This window comes from Stenotrophomonas sp. P2112, from assembly GCF_041897515.1.
Lineage (GTDB): Bacteria > Pseudomonadota > Gammaproteobacteria > Xanthomonadales > Xanthomonadaceae > Stenotrophomonas > Stenotrophomonas sepilia.
In genome coordinates this window covers 2906068-2920607 of the sequence record NZ_CP169216.1, presented here as the reverse complement: position 1 = coordinate 2920607, position 14540 = coordinate 2906068, and the positions used below count along the sequence as shown (strand labels likewise).

Annotated in this window: 14 protein-coding genes; 9 read left to right on the top strand and 5 right to left on the bottom strand. The window is 67.7% G+C overall.

All coding sequences use genetic code 11. The annotated features are described in order from the left end of the window. Window positions 1-181 precede the first annotated feature (181 nt). Window positions 182-1009, bottom strand: coding sequence for an inositol monophosphatase family protein (locus ACEPA4_RS13585; RefSeq protein ID WP_005417749.1), 828 nt, complete (start codon window positions 1007-1009; stop codon window positions 182-184). Window positions 1010-1129: 120 nt separating this feature from the next. Between ACEPA4_RS13585 and ACEPA4_RS13580 the strand changes: the two genes are divergently transcribed. From ACEPA4_RS13580 to ACEPA4_RS13570, 3 genes are read left to right on the top strand one after another with little or no spacing between them, the layout of a single operon-like run. After that, window positions 1130-1900, top strand: coding sequence for an RNA methyltransferase (locus tag ACEPA4_RS13580; protein WP_065178241.1), 771 nt, complete (start codon window positions 1130-1132; stop codon window positions 1898-1900). Window positions 1901-1946: 46 nt separating this feature from the next. Further along, window positions 1947-2879 carry a phosphate/phosphite/phosphonate ABC transporter substrate-binding protein gene (locus ACEPA4_RS13575; protein WP_262090813.1) on the top strand — a complete coding sequence of 311 codons (933 nt, stop codon included), beginning with the start codon at window positions 1947-1949 and terminating at the stop codon, window positions 2877-2879. After that, window positions 2876-5002 (top strand): bifunctional diguanylate cyclase/phosphodiesterase, encoded by a 2127-nt coding sequence (locus tag ACEPA4_RS13570; protein WP_005417742.1) that lies wholly within the window; start codon window positions 2876-2878, stop codon window positions 5000-5002. Before ACEPA4_RS13575 ends, ACEPA4_RS13570 begins: the two co-directional genes overlap by 4 nt. Before the next feature lie 68 nt (window positions 5003-5070). Here the strand turns inward: ACEPA4_RS13570 and epmB are convergent, their stop codons facing one another. Beyond that, window positions 5071-6111, bottom strand: coding sequence for an EF-P beta-lysylation protein EpmB (gene epmB, locus ACEPA4_RS13565; RefSeq protein WP_138952095.1), 1041 nt, complete (start codon window positions 6109-6111; stop codon window positions 5071-5073). 96 nt (window positions 6112-6207) lie between these two features. Here epmB and efp point away from each other — a divergent pair, with 96 nt between their 5' ends. The 5 genes from efp (at window position 6208) to ACEPA4_RS13540 (ending at window position 10472) form a co-directional block, all read left to right on the top strand. Beyond that, window positions 6208-6774, top strand: coding sequence for an elongation factor P (gene efp / locus ACEPA4_RS13560; RefSeq protein ID WP_005410381.1), 567 nt, complete (start codon window positions 6208-6210; stop codon window positions 6772-6774). A 205-nt stretch (window positions 6775-6979) separates the two neighbouring features. After that, a complete protein-coding gene (locus ACEPA4_RS13555) occupies window positions 6980-8323 on the top strand; it encodes a TRZ/ATZ family hydrolase (protein ID WP_065196618.1) in 1344 nt (447 codons plus the stop codon). Between the two features lie 24 nt (window positions 8324-8347). Beyond that, window positions 8348-9064 (top strand): bifunctional 2-polyprenyl-6-hydroxyphenol methylase/3-demethylubiquinol 3-O-methyltransferase UbiG, encoded by a 717-nt coding sequence (gene ubiG / locus ACEPA4_RS13550; RefSeq protein ID WP_049412667.1) that lies wholly within the window; start codon window positions 8348-8350, stop codon window positions 9062-9064. After that, window positions 9061-9756, top strand: coding sequence for a phosphoglycolate phosphatase (locus ACEPA4_RS13545; protein WP_005417733.1), 696 nt, complete (start codon window positions 9061-9063; stop codon window positions 9754-9756). Before ubiG ends, ACEPA4_RS13545 begins: the two co-directional genes overlap by 4 nt. Before the next feature lie 11 nt (window positions 9757-9767). Further along, the gene (locus ACEPA4_RS13540) at window positions 9768-10472 is read left to right on the top strand and encodes a squalene/phytoene synthase family protein (RefSeq protein WP_065196619.1); all 705 of its coding nucleotides are present in this window, start codon (window positions 9768-9770) and stop codon (window positions 10470-10472) included. Window positions 10473-10559: 87 nt separating this feature from the next. On the opposite strand, the gene ACEPA4_RS13535 is transcribed toward ACEPA4_RS13540, so the two are convergent. The 3 genes from ACEPA4_RS13535 to yidD are packed head-to-tail and all read right to left on the bottom strand — an operon-like array spanning window position 10560 to window position 13010. Next, window positions 10560-11408 (bottom strand): M23 family metallopeptidase, encoded by an 849-nt coding sequence (locus ACEPA4_RS13535; protein WP_065186035.1) that lies wholly within the window; start codon window positions 11406-11408, stop codon window positions 10560-10562. After that, complete coding sequence (locus ACEPA4_RS13530) at window positions 11408-12754, bottom strand: dihydroorotase (RefSeq protein WP_065178246.1); 1347 nt, start codon at window positions 12752-12754, stop codon at window positions 11408-11410. The genes ACEPA4_RS13535 and ACEPA4_RS13530 overlap by 1 nt, the downstream gene beginning before the upstream one ends. 1 nt (window position 12755) lies before the next feature. Further along, window positions 12756-13010, bottom strand: coding sequence for a membrane protein insertion efficiency factor YidD (gene yidD / locus ACEPA4_RS13525; protein ID WP_005417723.1), 255 nt, complete (start codon window positions 13008-13010; stop codon window positions 12756-12758). Between the two features lie 271 nt (window positions 13011-13281). Here yidD and dksA point away from each other — a divergent pair, with 271 nt between their 5' ends. Beyond that, on the top strand, window positions 13282-14508 hold the full coding sequence (gene dksA / locus ACEPA4_RS13520) for an RNA polymerase-binding protein DksA (protein ID WP_065186037.1): 1227 nt from the start codon (window positions 13282-13284) through the stop codon (window positions 14506-14508). The last annotated feature ends 32 nt before the right edge of the window (window positions 14509-14540 follow it).

Below are 14540 nucleotides of genomic sequence, written 5' to 3'. Positions count from 1 at the left end.
AGCGCAGGGCACCGATGCGCAGCATCGGCTCGCGCCCTGGCGGCGTGTTTCTTTGGTCACTTTCTTTGCACGAGCAAAGAAAGTGACACCCCTCCGCGGTCGCGGAAACGAATCTCCGTGCGCGCAAACGAAAACGGCACCCTCGCAGGCGCCGTCTCCATGAACCGCTTTACACGGAATCTCAGAACTTCGCGTCAAACTCCGCCGCGTAACCGGTGTTGACCAGTACCTTCTGCAGTGACTCGGCCACCTTCAGGTTGCCGGCCACGATCTGGTGGGTCTCCGGGCCACGGTTGTCCATGCGGCCCAGGGTCGCGCCCTTGAAGTCACAGACCTTGCCGCCCGCCTCGCGCACCAGCAGCAGGCCGGCAGCGATGTCCCACGCCTTCACGCCGGCTTCGAAGTAGGCGTCGGCACGGCCGCAGGCCACGTAGGCCAGGTCCAGTGCCGCCGAACCGGTGCGGCGGATGTCCTCGCCGTGCACCAGCAGGGCGTCGACCGCCTTCAGCTGGGCGCTGGCGCGGCTGCGCTCGCGCGGGGCGAAACCGGTGTGGATCATCGTGCCTTCCAGATCCTTGCGGTCGGCCACGCGGATGCGGCGGTCGTTCAGCACGGCGCCGGCACCCCGGCTGGCGGTGAACAGTTCATTGCGCAGCGGGTCGAAGATGACCGCGTCGGTCGGCTCGCCGTTCTCGACCAGCGCGATCGACACGCAGTAGTGCGGCACGCCACGCAGGTAGTTGCTGGTGCCGTCCAGCGGGTCGATGACCCACATCTGGCGGCGCTCGCCCTGCACGCCACCTTCTTCACCGAAGATGCCGTAGTCCGGATAAGCGCGCTTTAGTTCCTTGACGATGACCTTTTCCGCGTCCGCATCCACTTCGCTGGCGTAGTCCATCCGGCCCTTCTGCACCACGTTCAGTGCCTCGAGCTTGTTGATGTTGCGCAACAGGACGTTGCCGGCGAGGCGGGCGGCCTTGACCATGACGGTGACGGCGGGTTTCTGCATGGCGTGGGCTCCCGGAAAGGCAGAAGAGATGGACTGGCGGGGGAAAAGAGCGGGTCCGGCGCAGTGGCCGGCCGCACAGTTTACCATTGGTCATCGTCCAGCTCGACCTTTTCCCTGTTCATGTCCCAGTTTCCCGCCGCCACCCGCCTCCGATTCGTCCTGGTCGGTACCCAGCACCCCGGCAACATGGGCGCCGCCGCCCGTGCCCTGAAGACCATGGGCCTGGCCCGCCTGGTACTGGTCGCCCCCGAGAAACCGCTGGACGAGGAGGCCTTCCGCCGCTCTGCCGGTGCCGAAGATGTGCTGGGGGACGCCCCGGTGGTCGCCACCCTGGCCGAGGCCGTGGCCGATTGCCGCCTGGTGCTGGGCTGCACCGCGCGTGCCCGCCGCGTGCAGCTGGAGGAGTACCTGCCGGCCGATGCCGCCGCTCGTGCGGTGGCCAAGGCGGGCGAGGGCGCCGAGGTGGCGCTGGTGTTCGGCCGTGAGCGCACTGGCCTGACCAACGAAGAACTGCAGCTCTGCCACGCGGCGGTGCACATCCCGTCCGATCCGGCGTTCAGCTCGCTCAACCTGGCTGCCGCCGTGCAGGTGCTGGCCTATGAGACACGCATGCAGCTGCTGGGCGCGCAGCCGGCCGCGGACGCCGAGCCCGGTTTCCGCGAACAGGCAGCAAGCCATGAGCAGATGGAGAGCTTCTTCGCCCAGCTTGGCGACACCCTGGACGAGATCGATTTCCACAAGGGCCGCGCGCCGGAATCGGCGATGCGCAAGCTGCGCCGGCTGTTCCTGCGCAGCGAGCCGAGCGAGCAGGAAGTGCGCCTGTTGCGCGGCATCCTTGCCGACACCCAGCGGATGGCGCGGCTGGCACAGGCGGGCAACAAGGACGGCTGACGACGTTCTCATTTTTTCGGGTAGTCTGTCCGGATACCCAGGGGGGATGAAGCCTGTGTCGGGTCTGCGAAGGGCAGTGCAGAGGGGACTGCTGAGCCTGGTCATTATCCTGCTGGCCGGGACGGTACATGCAGCAGCGGACCGGGTGCTGGTGCTGGGCCGGATCAGCGATGATCCCAAGGCCCATTACGAGCAGCTGCAACCGTTGCTGGACTATGTGGTGGCACGCATGCACGACGTCGGCATCACCGAAGGTCGGATCCTGATGGCACGCGACCCGCAGCAGATGGCCAGCTATCTGCGGCGGGGGCAGGTCGACTGGGTCACGGAAACGTCGGGTACGGCGGTGGCACTGGGCCAGCGCAGTGGCGCGCGGCCGCTGCTGCTGACCGAGCGCAATGGCGTGCGTGAGTACCAGACCGTGTTCTTCGTGCGTCGCGACAGTCCGATCCAGCGGATCCAGGACCTGCGCGGGCATCGCCTGGCGCTGCAGAACACGGCGTCCACCAGTGCCTACCTGGTGCCGGTGATGACGCTGCTGCAGGAGGGGCTGGCGCCGCAGATCCTGGCCGGTGTGTGGGACGTGCCGGGCCGGGACAGCGTGGGGTACGTGTTCGCACGTAGCGAGTTGAACATCGCCACGTTCGTGCACAAGGGCATGGTCGAAGTGGGGGCGGTGAGCAGCGTGGACTGGAATGACGAGCGACGGATGCCGACGGCATTCCGGCGCGACTTCCGCGAACTGCTGCGCACCGAACCCTACCCACGGGCGGTGGAAATGGTTCGCGCCGACCTTGACCCGCGGGTACGTGACCGGCTGCAGGACGTCCTGCTGCAGGCGGCCAGCGACCCGCAGGCACAGGGGGCGCTGCATCGGTTTTTCGGCACTTCCGGTTTCCACCGCGTCGATGCGCATGCGCAGCAGCGGCTGGATGAATTGAAACAAGGATTGACGCGCGTGCGGATGGAAGTGGAATGAAGTGGCTCGGCTCGGGAATGCAGGCCCGGTTCCTGCTCGCGATGGGCGGGGCGATGGTCGTGGTGGTGGCGATCCTGGCGGTGTTGCTGGGGCGGCAGGCGGCGATGCAGGGCGAGGTGCGCAACCTCAGTGGTGGCGTCATCCATGAACTGTTCGACCGCAGCGTGCGCAGCCGCGGCGAAGCGATGGCGCGCGAGCTGTCCGACGCGCTGGCCAACCCGCTGTACTACCGCGACCTGGACCAGGTCGGTGCGCTGGTGCGCAGCACCGCACGGCAGCCGGTGGTGCGCTATGTGCTGGTGTTCGACGAACGTGGCCGGCTGGTGCATGACGGCTCGATCGAGGTGTCCGGCTTCGGCCAGCCGATGACCGACCCGCTGGCCCCCAAGGCCGCGGTGGCGCAGGCGCTGGTGGTGCAGGAATCGCCCAAGGTACTCGACAACACCATGCCGATCATGGTCGGCAACCAGCGCATCGGCGGCGTCCGCGTCGGCATGGCGCTGGACGAGGTGCAGCAGCGCGAACAGGCCGCCAATGCCACGCTCGGCGAGCGCCTGCAGCAGGTCGGCAGCCGCCACCTGGGCTGGCTGCTGCTGATGCTGGGCCTGCTGGTGGTGATCGGCGTGGTGGTGATCCTGTACGTGCAGCGCACCCTGGTGGCGCCGATCCGGGACCTGGCCGCTGCGGCGCGCCGCATCGAGGCTGGCGACTACCAGGCGCCGCTGGCCGAGAACACCCGCGACGACGAAGTCGGCGAGCTGGTGCGCGGCTTCGCCCGCATGCGCGATGCCATCGCCCGCCATGACCGCGAGGTGCGGCGCATGGCCTATACCGATGCACTGACCGGGCTGACCAACCGGTTGGCATTCAGGGAGGCGCTGGACCATCGCCTGATGGCCGCGCGCGCATCCAATCATCGGCTGGGCCTGCTGTTTGCCGATATCGACGATTTCAAGCGCGTCAACGACACCCTGGGCCATGAGGCCGGTGACGAAGCGCTGTTGCAGTTCGCGCAGCGCATCGGCAGTGCGGTTACCGAGGCCGGTGGCGATGAAGCCCTGCTGGCCCGCTTTGGCGGCGACGAGTTCGTGATCCTGGTCGGTGATGGCGACGTGGCGGCCAACGCACGGCTGCTGGCCGAAGTGCTGGTGCGCGAGCTGGGCAAGCCGCTGGTGGTGCAGGGCCGGGAACTGTTCCTGGGCACTTCGATCGGCGTGACCCTGTTCCCGGATGATGCCGCCGATGCGACCACGCTGCTGAAGAACGGCGACATCGCCATGTACCAGGCCAAGATGGCCGGCAAGAACTGCTACCGCTATTACAGCCGTGCGATGGACCACGCGGTCGAGCGCCGCGTGCACATGGAGCAGGAGCTGCGCGGGGCCTGGGAGCGCGGCGAGCTGCGCCTGGCCTACCAGCCGATCTTCCGCATGCGCGATCGCCGCATGGTCGGCGTGGAAGTGCTGCTGCGCTGGCAGCATCCGACCTTGGGCACGATTCCGCCGTCGGTGTTCATCGAAGTGGCCGAGCAGAGCGGGCTGATCGAGCTCATCGGCCCGAAGGTGCTGCGTGCGGCCTGCATGGAAGCCTCGCAGTGGCCACGCGGGGCGGGCGGCGATGATCTGTTCGTGTCGGTGAATGTGTCGCCGCGGCAGCTGCGCGGCGGTGAACTGCCGGCATTGGTCGCGCAGTGCCTGCACGAGTCCGGGCTGCCGGCGTCGCGCCTGCACCTGGAGTTGACCGAAACCGCGGTGATCGGCGACGAAATGGTTGCCGCGCAGCTGCTGGACAAGCTGCACCGCACCGGCGTGAAGGTCTGGCTGGACGATTTCGGCACCGGCTTCTCCGGTCTCAGCCATCTTCGCCAGGTACCGGTGGACGGCGTGAAGATCGACAAGAGCTTCGTGGCCGACATGCAGCGCGATCCCGACGATCTGGCGCTGACCACGGCGATCATCGCCATGGCCCACGCACTGGGCATTACCGTGGTGGCCGAGGGCATCGAGCAGCAGGCGCAGTTCGAACTGCTGGTGCAGCGCGGCTGCGATCTTGGCCAGGGCTACTGGCTGAGCCACCCGGTGACCGCCACCGAAGTGGTGCGGATGATCGAATCGGGCCTCTGACCGACTGACGTTGTGCTGGGGTCAGATCCCTTTTCCGTCGGAAAAGGGATCTGACCCCGGCAGTGCTCCTACACCGGGCGCTTGCTCGGGTCGCCGGGCAGTTCGCGCACCAGTTTCGGAATCAGATAGCCGGACAGGCGTGCGGTCAGGCCGGCAATCAGCGCCTTGGCCTGGGCATCATCCACTTCGAAGTGGGCCACGCCTTCGACCCGGTCCAGCTGGTGCAGGTAGTAGGGCAGCACGCCAGCGGCGAAGCTGCGCTCGCTCAGGTCCTGCAGGGCCTGCACGCTGTCGTTGACCCCGCGCAGCAGTACCGCCTGGTTCAGCAGCTGGGCGCCGACGCCGCGCAGGCGGGCCATCGCCGCGTCCACGCTGGCGTCGAATTCATTGGCGTGATTGGCGTGGACCACGATCGCCAGCGGCCATGGCAGGCTGCCCAGCCAGCACACCAGTTCATCGTCCACGCGTTCCGGCAGCACGATCGGCAGCCGGGTATGGATGCGCAGGCGGCGGATATGCGGAATCGCGCGCAGGGCGTCGGTCAGCTCGACCAGCTTGTGCGTGGCCAGTGACAACGGGTCACCGCCGGACAGGATCACCTCATCGATGTCCGGGTCGGCCGCGATGGCGGCTACGGCCTCCTGCCAGCCGCCCTTGGCAGCGTTTTCCGCGGCATAGTCGAAGTGGCGGCGGAAGCAGTAGCGGCAGTTGATCGCGCAGCTGCCGGTGGCGACCAGCAGGGCACGGCCACGGTACTTCTGGATCACCCCGGTAGCCTTCTTGGCGGCACCATCGCCCACCGCGTCGAAGCTGAACCCGGGCGCCGGGCGCATTTCCTCGTCGATCGGCAGCACCTGGCGCAGCAGCGGGTCGGCCGCATCGCCCACGCGCATGCGGGCCACGAAGCCCTCGGGCACGCGCAATGCGAACTGGTCCATGGCCGCCTCCGAGACACCCAGCGCCGCCGGGTCCAGCTGCAGCCGGGCCAGCAGGGCGTGCGGGTCGCGCAGCGCCTGGCGCCAGAGCTGCTGCCAGCGCGCGGGCGCGCCTGGCGACTGGGGCCGGGGGAAGGCGGAAAGCTGCATGGAGAGGGGGCCTGCGGTTATCATGGGGGCAGAAAAACAGTCGCCCACCGGCATCCGGTGGGCTTTCCATTCTAACGGCTCGCCGCACCCGCGGCGTTTCTGCCACTCAGGAGTTTACGCATGGCCAGCTACGGCATGAACGACGTCAAGAACGGGATGAAGATCCTGGTCAACAACCAACCGGCCGTCATCATCGACACCGAATACGTCAAGCCGGGCAAGGGCCAGGCCTTCACCCGCGTGAAGTACCGCCTGATCAAGGACGGCCGTACCCAGGAAGTGACCATGAAGTCGACCGACTCGCTGGATGCAGCCGACGTCGTCGATACCGACATGAACTTCATGTACAGCGACGGCGAGTACTGGCACTTCATGGACCCGGAGTCCTTCGAACAGGTCCAGGCCACCAAGGCCGGCATGGGCGGCGCCGAGAAGTGGCTGAAGGGCGAAGAGTCCTGCGTGGTCACCCTGTGGAACGGCGAGCCGATCTTCGTTCAGCCGCCGAACTTCGTCGAACTGAAGATCACCGAAACCGATCCGGGCGTCCGTGGCGACACCTCGGGCGGCGGCGGCAAGCCGGCCACCCTGGAAACCGGTGCCGTGGTCCGCGTGCCGCTGTTCGTCAACCAGGACGAAGTGATCCGTGTCGACACCCGTTCGGGCGAATACTCCGCACGCGTCAAATAAGGTTCCGGCCGCAGGCCGACCTTGCTGTAGAGCCGAGCCGTGCTCGGACACGCGCCAGCGCATTCGCGCTGGCGCTCCCATGATCTGCTTCGGCAGATCATGGGCCCCGCTTCACGGGTCTCCAGACCCCGCCGCTTCGCGGCAGCCCCTGACCCAGGGGCGTGTCCCCAGAAGTATCTCGCCGCCCCCCAGCCAGTGAGCCCGCATGAGCGATAGCCCGCACCTCCCCGAAGCCTGCGACCTGCTCATCGAAGCTGGTCATGTCGTTCCGATCGAGCCGCATGCGGTGGTGCTGGAAGACCATGCCGTTGCCGTGCGTGGCAGCGAGATCGTGGCCATCCTGCCGCGTGCCGAGGCGCGCGCACGCTTCCGTGCCGCGCAGGTGGTCAGCCGCCCCGAGTCGGCGCTGATGCCGGGCCTGGTCAACGCGCACACGCACAACCCGATGACACTGCTGCGCGGCGTCGCCGACGACCTGCCGCTGATGACCTGGCTGCAGCAGCACATCTGGCCGGTGGAAGCGGCCGTGATCGGGCCGGAATTCGTGGCCGACGGCACCACCCTGGCCATCGCCGAGATGCTGCGCGGCGGCACCACCTGCGCAAACGAGAACTACTTCTTCGGCGACGTGCAGGCCGCGGTCTACAAGAAGCACGGTTTCCGCGCGCTGGTCGGCGCGGTCATCATCGATTTCCCCACCGCCTGGGCCAGGACCGATGACGAATACTTCGCCAAGGCTGGTGAACTGCACGACCAGTGGCGCACCGATCCGCTGATCGGGACCGCGTTCGCGCCGCATGCGCCGTACACGGTCAACGATGCCAACTTCGAGCGGGTGCGTATGCTGTCCGACCAGCTCGACATGCAGGTGCACCTGCACACCCACGAGACCGCGCAGGAGATCAACGATTCGATCAAGCTGCACGGCCAGCGCCCGCTGGCGCGGCTGGATCGCCTTGGCCTGGTCAACGACCGCCTGATCGCGGTGCACATGACCCAGCTGACCGATGCGGAAATCCACCTGTGCGCCGAACGCGGCGTCAGCGTCGTGCATTGCCCCGAATCGAACCTGAAGCTGGCCTCCGGCTTCTGCCCGGCCTGCGCCCTGCAGCGCGCCGGTGTGAACCTGGCGATCGGCACCGATGGCTGCGCCAGCAACAACGATCTGGACATGTTCAGCGAGAACCGTACCGCAGCGATCCTGGCCAAGGCCGTGGCCGATGATGCCACCGCGCTGGACGCGGCCACCACGCTGCGCGCAGCGACGCTGGGCGGTGCCCGTGCGCTGGGCTTTGCTGACCGCATCGGTTCGATCGAAGTCGGCAAGCAGGCCGACCTGGTCTGTGTCGACCTGTCGGCGCTGGAAACCCAGCCGCTGCACAACGTGCTGTCGCAGCTGGTGTATGCCACCGGCCGCCAGCAGGTCAGCGACGTCTGGATCGCCGGCAAGCCGAAGCTGTTGCAGCGCGAGCTGGTCGGCATGGACCTGCCGGGCATCATCGCCAACGCGCGCCAGTGGCGCGAGCGTATCCGTCATATCCGCGCCTGACCCCCGGCGCCGCAAGGACCCCTCATGACTGCCCCCCACGCTTCTTCCAATTTCGATCAGGCCGAGCTGGACAAGTTCGCCGCGCTGGCCAACCGCTGGTGGGATGCTGACGGCCCGCAGAAGCCGCTGCATGCGCTGAACCCGGTACGCCTGAAGTACGTCGCCGACCGCGTGCCGTTGCGTGGCGCGCGCGTGCTCGACATCGGCTGCGGTGGCGGGCTGCTGAGCGAAGCACTGGCGCAGGCCGGCGCCGACGTCACCGCCATCGACCTGGCCCCGGAACTGGTGAAGGTCGCGCGCCTGCATGCGCTGGAAAGCGGCGCCAAGGTCGACTACCGCGTGCAGGCCGCCGAGGATCTGGCCGCCGAGCAACCGGGCAGTTTCGATGTGGTCACCTGCATGGAAATGCTCGAGCACGTGCCAGACCCGGGCGCGATCATCGACGCCTGCAAGCGCCTGCTGAAGCCGGGCGGCCACCTGTTCCTGTCGACCATCAACCGCACCGCGGCCGCCTTCGCGGTGGCGATTGTCGGCGCCGAGTACGTGGCGCGGCTGCTGCCCAGGGGCACCCACCACTACCAGGAATTCATCAAGCCGGCCGAGCTGGCGCGCTGGCTGCGCGAGGCCGACCTGCAGCTGGTGGATGTCAGCGGCATGGCCTACGAGCCGTGGCGCAACCATGCCCGCCTGAGCAGCCGCACCGACATCAACTACCTAGCCTACGCGGTCAAGCCGGCATGACCTCCGCCCGCTTCCCGCGTGCGGTGCTGTTCGACCTGGATGGCACGTTGCTGGACAGCGCGCCGGACTTCGTCGCCACCTGCAATGCGATGCTGGCCGAGCGGGGCCGGGCAGCGGTCGATCCGGCGCAGCTGCGGCCGGTGGTCTCCAAGGGCTCGCGCGCGATGGTCGGGGCCGCTTTCCCGGACCTGGATGCCGCTGCGCGCGATGCATTGATCCCGGAATTCCTGCAGCGCTACGAAGCGCTGATCGGCCAGTACGCGGTGCTGTTCGACGGCGTGGCCGGCATGCTCGCCGCGCTGGATGAGGCCGGTACGGTATGGGGCATCGTCACCAACAAGCCGGAGTACCTGGCGCGCCTGATCCTGCCGCAGCATGGTTGGCAGCAGCGCTGCGCGGTGCTGGTCGGCGGTGACAGCCTGGCCGAGCGCAAGCCGCACCCGCTTCCACTGCTGCACGCTGCGCAGGCCATCGGCATGGCCGCCGAAGACTGCGTGTACGTGGGTGATGACGAGCGCGACATCATCGCTGCACGTGCTGCCGCGATGCCGTCGGTGGCGGCGCTGTGGGGCTACCGCCTGCACAGCGACGATCCGCTGGCCTGGCAGGCCGACGTGCTGGTCGAGAACGCTGAACTTCTGCAACTGGCCAGTCTCTGGCCGACCCGGCCGGCAGCCCCGGCCCAGCCGTAAGGAATCCCGTAGTGAGCAGTACCGCGCTGGACAGTTTCCTCGACAAGTGGCGCAGCCGTTGGCCGGAATGGTCGGTGGCCGCCCCGTTCGTGGCCGAACCGCAACGCGAGCTCGCAGTGGCGTGGTTTGCGCTGCTGCAGGAGTTCGACGACATGCTCAACACCAGCGGCGATCCGCTGCCCGCCGATGCCAAGCTGGCGTGGTGGGGCGAGGAGCTGCGCAGCTGGGCAGGGCATCGTTCGCGCCATCCGCTGGGCCGTCTGCTGGAGCCGGTGCGTGCGCCGTGGGTGCAACTGGCCGAAGCACTGCCGGACCTCGTTGAAGCGCGTACCGTTGCGCTGGATGCAGCCGGTGCCGAGCGTGCGCTGGCCAATTACGCCGACGCCGTGGCCGCAGTGGAAGCGGCCTTGTTTGCCGACAAGCCGCGCACCGGCGCCGGTCGTGCGGTGCAGCTGCAGACCCTGGCCCAGCGCCTGCAGGACGCCGGCGTGGCCGGTGTGCCGCGCAGCCTGTTGGATGAGGATTCCAGCACGGCCGCGCAGCGCTGGGCCCAGTACCTGTTGAAAGGATGGGGCAGCCGCGTGCCGGGTCCGCGCCCGCGGCGCGTGTGGTCGAGCCTGGCGCGCGCCCGCGTTGCCGCGCAGGCCGCAGGCAAGCCAATCGAAGCCACCCCGGTGCGCACGTTGCTGCGCGTGTGGTGGGCCGCGCGCGGTTGATCCAACTGTCTGGTAGTGCCGGCCGCTGGCCGGCAGCTCGGGCACTGCAGAATTCATGCGGTTGCCGGCCAGCGGCCGGCACTACCGTTATTTGCGTTCCAGCACCAGCAACGGGTCGATGCGGGTGTCGAACCAGTTCATGCCCCAGTGCAGGTGCGGGCCGGTGGCACGGCCGGTGGCGCCGACGGCAGCGATCACCTGGCCCTGCTCCACACGGTCGCCAACTTTTACGTCGATGCGCGAAAGGTGCAGGAAGTTGGAGCTGATCCCGAAGCCGTGGTCGAGCAGCAGCGTGCCACCGGTCAGGTACAGGTCCGGACCGGCGAAGGTCACGATGCCGGCCGCCGGCGCCTTCACCGGGGTGCCGGTCGGCACCGCGATGTCCATGCCGGAGTGACCGGCCCCCGGCTGCCCGTTGTAGACGCGTGCATTGCCGAAGCGGCCGCTGATGCGGCCCTGTACCGGCCAGATGAAGGTCTGGGTGAAGTCGGTGCGGTCGTCATCGCGGGCACGTGCGGCGGTCACCTGCGCCTGTTCGCGCTTGATCCGCTCGGCGATCGCCGCCGGCGGATTGACCGTCTTCGGTGGCACCCCGTTGACCCGCTCGGTGGGCCAGTCGCGCGGCGTCACCGCAATGGTCGCGGTCTCGCTGCCACCATCGGGGCGTTGCACCTGTACGCGCAGCGGACCCTTCTCGTCGCGGCCGATGCCGAACACCACGCTGCCGTAGCCGCTTACCCGCAGCTGGCGGCCGGCATACTGCACGCGACTGCCGGCGGGTACCTTGCCGATCACCAGCGCGCCCTGCGACGCACTGGCCGGGAACACCACGCGGCTGTCGATCAGGCTGCCGATGCCATCCTGCGCCTGCGCCCGGGAAGTGGAAAACAGGGGCGCGGCCAGCAGCAGCGCCCCGAGCATCAGTGCCGAACGCATCAGCGGTCGTAGGTCATGCGCTGGCCGGCGGGTTCACCCACCAGCTTGCTGCCGTCCCACACCTGCTGGCCGTTGACCCAGGTGGAGGCGATGCGCGAGCGGAAAGTGGTGCCCTCGAACGGCGACCAGCCGCACTTGGACAGCACGTCCTCGCGCTTGACGGTGAACGGCACGTCCTCCACCAGCACCAGGTCGGCAAAGTAGCCTTCGCGCAGGAAGCCGCGTTCTTCCACGTCGAACAGCTGCGCCGGCGCATGTGCGAATTTCTGCACCACCTGCTCGCGGGTCAGCTTGCCTTCGTGCACCCGCTCCAGCGCGGCCACCAGCGCGTACTGCACCAGCGGCAGGCCCGACGGTGCCTGCGCGTAGGGCTTCTGCTTCTCTTCCCAGGTGTGCGGCGCGTGGTCGGTGGCCAGCACGTCCAGCACGTCATCGGCCAACGCAGCGGTGATTGCCTCGCGGTCGGACACTTCCTTGATCGCCGGGTTGCACTTGATCAGGTTGCCCTTGGTCGCGTAGTCCGGACGCGCGAAGTGCAGGAAGTGCACGCAGGTTTCGGCGGTGATCTGCTTGCGGCTGCCATCGGCGCGGATCAGCGGGCCCTTCTCGAACAGCGCCAGCTCATCGGCGGTGGAGATGTGCAGCACATGCAGGCGGGTGCCGTGCTTGCGTGCCAGCGACATCGCCAGGCGCGTCGACTTGATGCAGGCTTCGCGCGAACGGATGTCCGGGTGCATGTCCGGGGTCAGCGCATCGCCGTACTTTTCCTGGAAGGCCTTGAGGTTGGCATCGATCATCGGCGTGTCTTCGCAGTGCGTGATGATCGGGGTCGGGCATTCGCGGAAGATCGCGTCCAGCGTTTCCGGGTTGTCGACCAGCATGTTGCCGGTCGAAGCACCCATGAACACCTTCACGCCCGGCGCTTTCTTCGGGTCCAGCGCACGGATCGCGTCCAGGTTGTCATTGCTGGCACCGTGGTAGAAGCCGTAGTTGGCCCAGGCGCGGCCGCGCGCGAGCTCGTACTTGGCTTCCAGGATGGTTGAATCCAGCGTCGGCGGGTTGGTGTTGGGCATGTCCATGAAGCTGGTCAGGCCACCGGCCACGGCCGCGGCCGATTCGCTGGCGATGTCGCCCTTGTGGGTCAGGCCCGGTTCGCGGAAATGCACCTGGTCGTCGATCATGCCGGGCAGCAGCCAGCGCCCGGCGGCGTCCACCACCTGCTCGCCGTCGCGCGGCGCCAGCCCGTTGCCGATCTGCGCAATGCGGCCGTTCTCGATGCGCAGGTCGCCGTCGAAGGTGCGGCCTTCGTTGACCATCCGGGCGTTGGTGATGAGGGTGGAGGACATGTCAGTGTTTTCCTGTGCAACGGCAAGAGGGGGCGTGGGTGGATTCGGGCACCGGATCGAAGCCGCCGGGGTGGAACGGATGGCAGCGGCCCAGCCTGCGCGCAGCCAGCCAGCTGCCGCGCAGCGGCCCGTGCCGGGAGATGGCATCCATCGCGTATTCAGAACAGCTCGGCACGAAACGGCAGCGCGGCCCCAGCAGGGGGCTGATGAAGCGCTTGTAGAAGCGCAGCAGGGCAATGAGCAGGCGCGAGATCACCCAGTCATCTTATGCCAGTTGGCATGAAGGCCGCATTTGTGCAGGATGGGCCGTTGGTCGCATGTCGCCGATGGCCTGCGACCGGTACCAGCACCCGCGGGTGTTGGCCAGGTTCCGTACCGCGCAAGGCGGTCCGTGTTCGTCGGACTGCCACTTGGGCACCTTGACTCCAGGACTGAATGGAGCAGGGTGCCAAGGTTGCTGCTGCGGGTCGGGTAGGCTATAAAGGCCCGCTTTCCCGGGCCCCGGGGAATCCAAGGAAGAGCGTTTCGTGGCTGCTAAAAAAACTGCAAAGAAGGCCGCAACGGCCGCCAAGAAAACCGCCAAGCCTGTTGTGAAGAAGTTGGCGGCAAAGCCCGTTGCCAAGAAGCCGGCCAGCAAGCCGGCGACCAAGGCAGCGTCCTCGCAACCGGCGGCCAGGAAGGCCACCGCAAAGAAAACGCCGGTCAAGGCAACCAAGCCGGTGGCGAAGAAGGCCGCTGCGCCCGCCAAGGCCAAGCCAGCCGCTGCCAGCAAGAAGGCGCCGGTGAAGAAGACCGTCAGCAAGGCTGCGCCGGTGAAGAAGGCCGCCGCCAAGCCGGTGGCCAGGAAGGCAGCCGCCAAGCCAGCGCCGAAGGCGGTGGTGAAGAAGGCTGCAGCCAAGCCGGTCGCCAAGCCCGTAGCAAAGAAGGTCGCTGCGGCCAAACCGGCCGCCACGCCCGCCGCTGTAAAGAAGGTTGCCAAGAACGTTGCCGCGCCGGCCACAAAGCCGACCCCGGCCCCAGTAGTGAAGTCCGCACCGAAGCCTGCTGCCAAGCCGGCTCCGGCCAAGCCTGTCCCGGCCAAGACCGTGGCAGTGGCGGCAGCCCAGCCGGCCTCAACGCCGGCCCCGGCCGCCGCTCCTGTCGCTTCGAAGGCCCCGCAATCCAAGAATCCCGTGCCCGTTTCGAAATCGCCTGCCAAAACCGCCGTGAAATCCGATTCCGCCCCGAAGACCGTGTCGCGCCCTGTCGGCAAGGTTGCCGTGGCCGTCGCCGCCCGCTCGGCAGCACCGGCCCCGCGCAGCAAGTACAAGGTCGTCGAGTACAAGACCGACGAGGCCACTGGCCGCCCGATCCTGCCGGCTGGCTACAAGCCGTCCTCGGAAGAGGAATACATGAGCTCGCTGCAGCAGGAGTATTTCCGCCAGCGCCTGCAGAACTGGCGCGCGGACCTGGTGGAAGAGTCCAAGCAGACCATCGAGAACCTGCGCGAGGAAGTGCGTGACATCGGCGACGAAGCCGAGCGTGCGACCCGCGAGACCGAGAACTCGCTGGAACTGCGTACCCGCGACCGCTACCGCAAGCTGATCGGCAAGATCGACAGCACCCTGAAGCGCCTGGAAGCCGGCGACTACGGGTACTGCGTCGACACCGGCGAAGAAATCGGCCTGGAGCGCCTGGAAGCGCGCCTGACCGCCGAGCGTACCATCGACGCCCAGGAGCGTTGGGAGCACCTGCAGAAGCAGCAGGGCGACTGATTCCAGTTCGTTGTCTGGTCATGCGAAAAACC

Excerpts from the sequence above, each read along its gene's own strand:
- ACEPA4_RS13585 (WP_005417749.1), bottom strand. The coding sequence starts at position 1,009 with ATGCAGAAACCCGCCGTCACCGTCATGGTCAAGGCCGCCCGCCTCGCC.
- ACEPA4_RS13580 (WP_065178241.1), top strand. The coding sequence starts at position 1,130 with ATGTCCCAGTTTCCCGCCGCCACCCGCCTCCGATTCGTCCTGGTCGGT.
- ACEPA4_RS13575 (WP_262090813.1), top strand. The coding sequence starts at position 1,947 with ATGAAGCCTGTGTCGGGTCTGCGAAGGGCAGTGCAGAGGGGACTGCTG.
- ACEPA4_RS13570 (WP_005417742.1), top strand. The coding sequence starts at position 2,876 with ATGAAGTGGCTCGGCTCGGGAATGCAGGCCCGGTTCCTGCTCGCGATG.
- epmB (WP_138952095.1), bottom strand. The coding sequence starts at position 6,111 with ATGATAACCGCAGGCCCCCTCTCCATGCAGCTTTCCGCCTTCCCCCGG.
- efp (WP_005410381.1), top strand. The coding sequence starts at position 6,208 with ATGGCCAGCTACGGCATGAACGACGTCAAGAACGGGATGAAGATCCTG.
- ACEPA4_RS13555 (WP_065196618.1), top strand. The coding sequence starts at position 6,980 with ATGAGCGATAGCCCGCACCTCCCCGAAGCCTGCGACCTGCTCATCGAA.
- ubiG (WP_049412667.1), top strand. The coding sequence starts at position 8,348 with ATGACTGCCCCCCACGCTTCTTCCAATTTCGATCAGGCCGAGCTGGAC.
- ACEPA4_RS13545 (WP_005417733.1), top strand. The coding sequence starts at position 9,061 with ATGACCTCCGCCCGCTTCCCGCGTGCGGTGCTGTTCGACCTGGATGGC.
- ACEPA4_RS13535 (WP_065186035.1), bottom strand. The coding sequence starts at position 11,408 with ATGCGTTCGGCACTGATGCTCGGGGCGCTGCTGCTGGCCGCGCCCCTG.
- ACEPA4_RS13530 (WP_065178246.1), bottom strand. The coding sequence starts at position 12,754 with ATGTCCTCCACCCTCATCACCAACGCCCGGATGGTCAACGAAGGCCGC.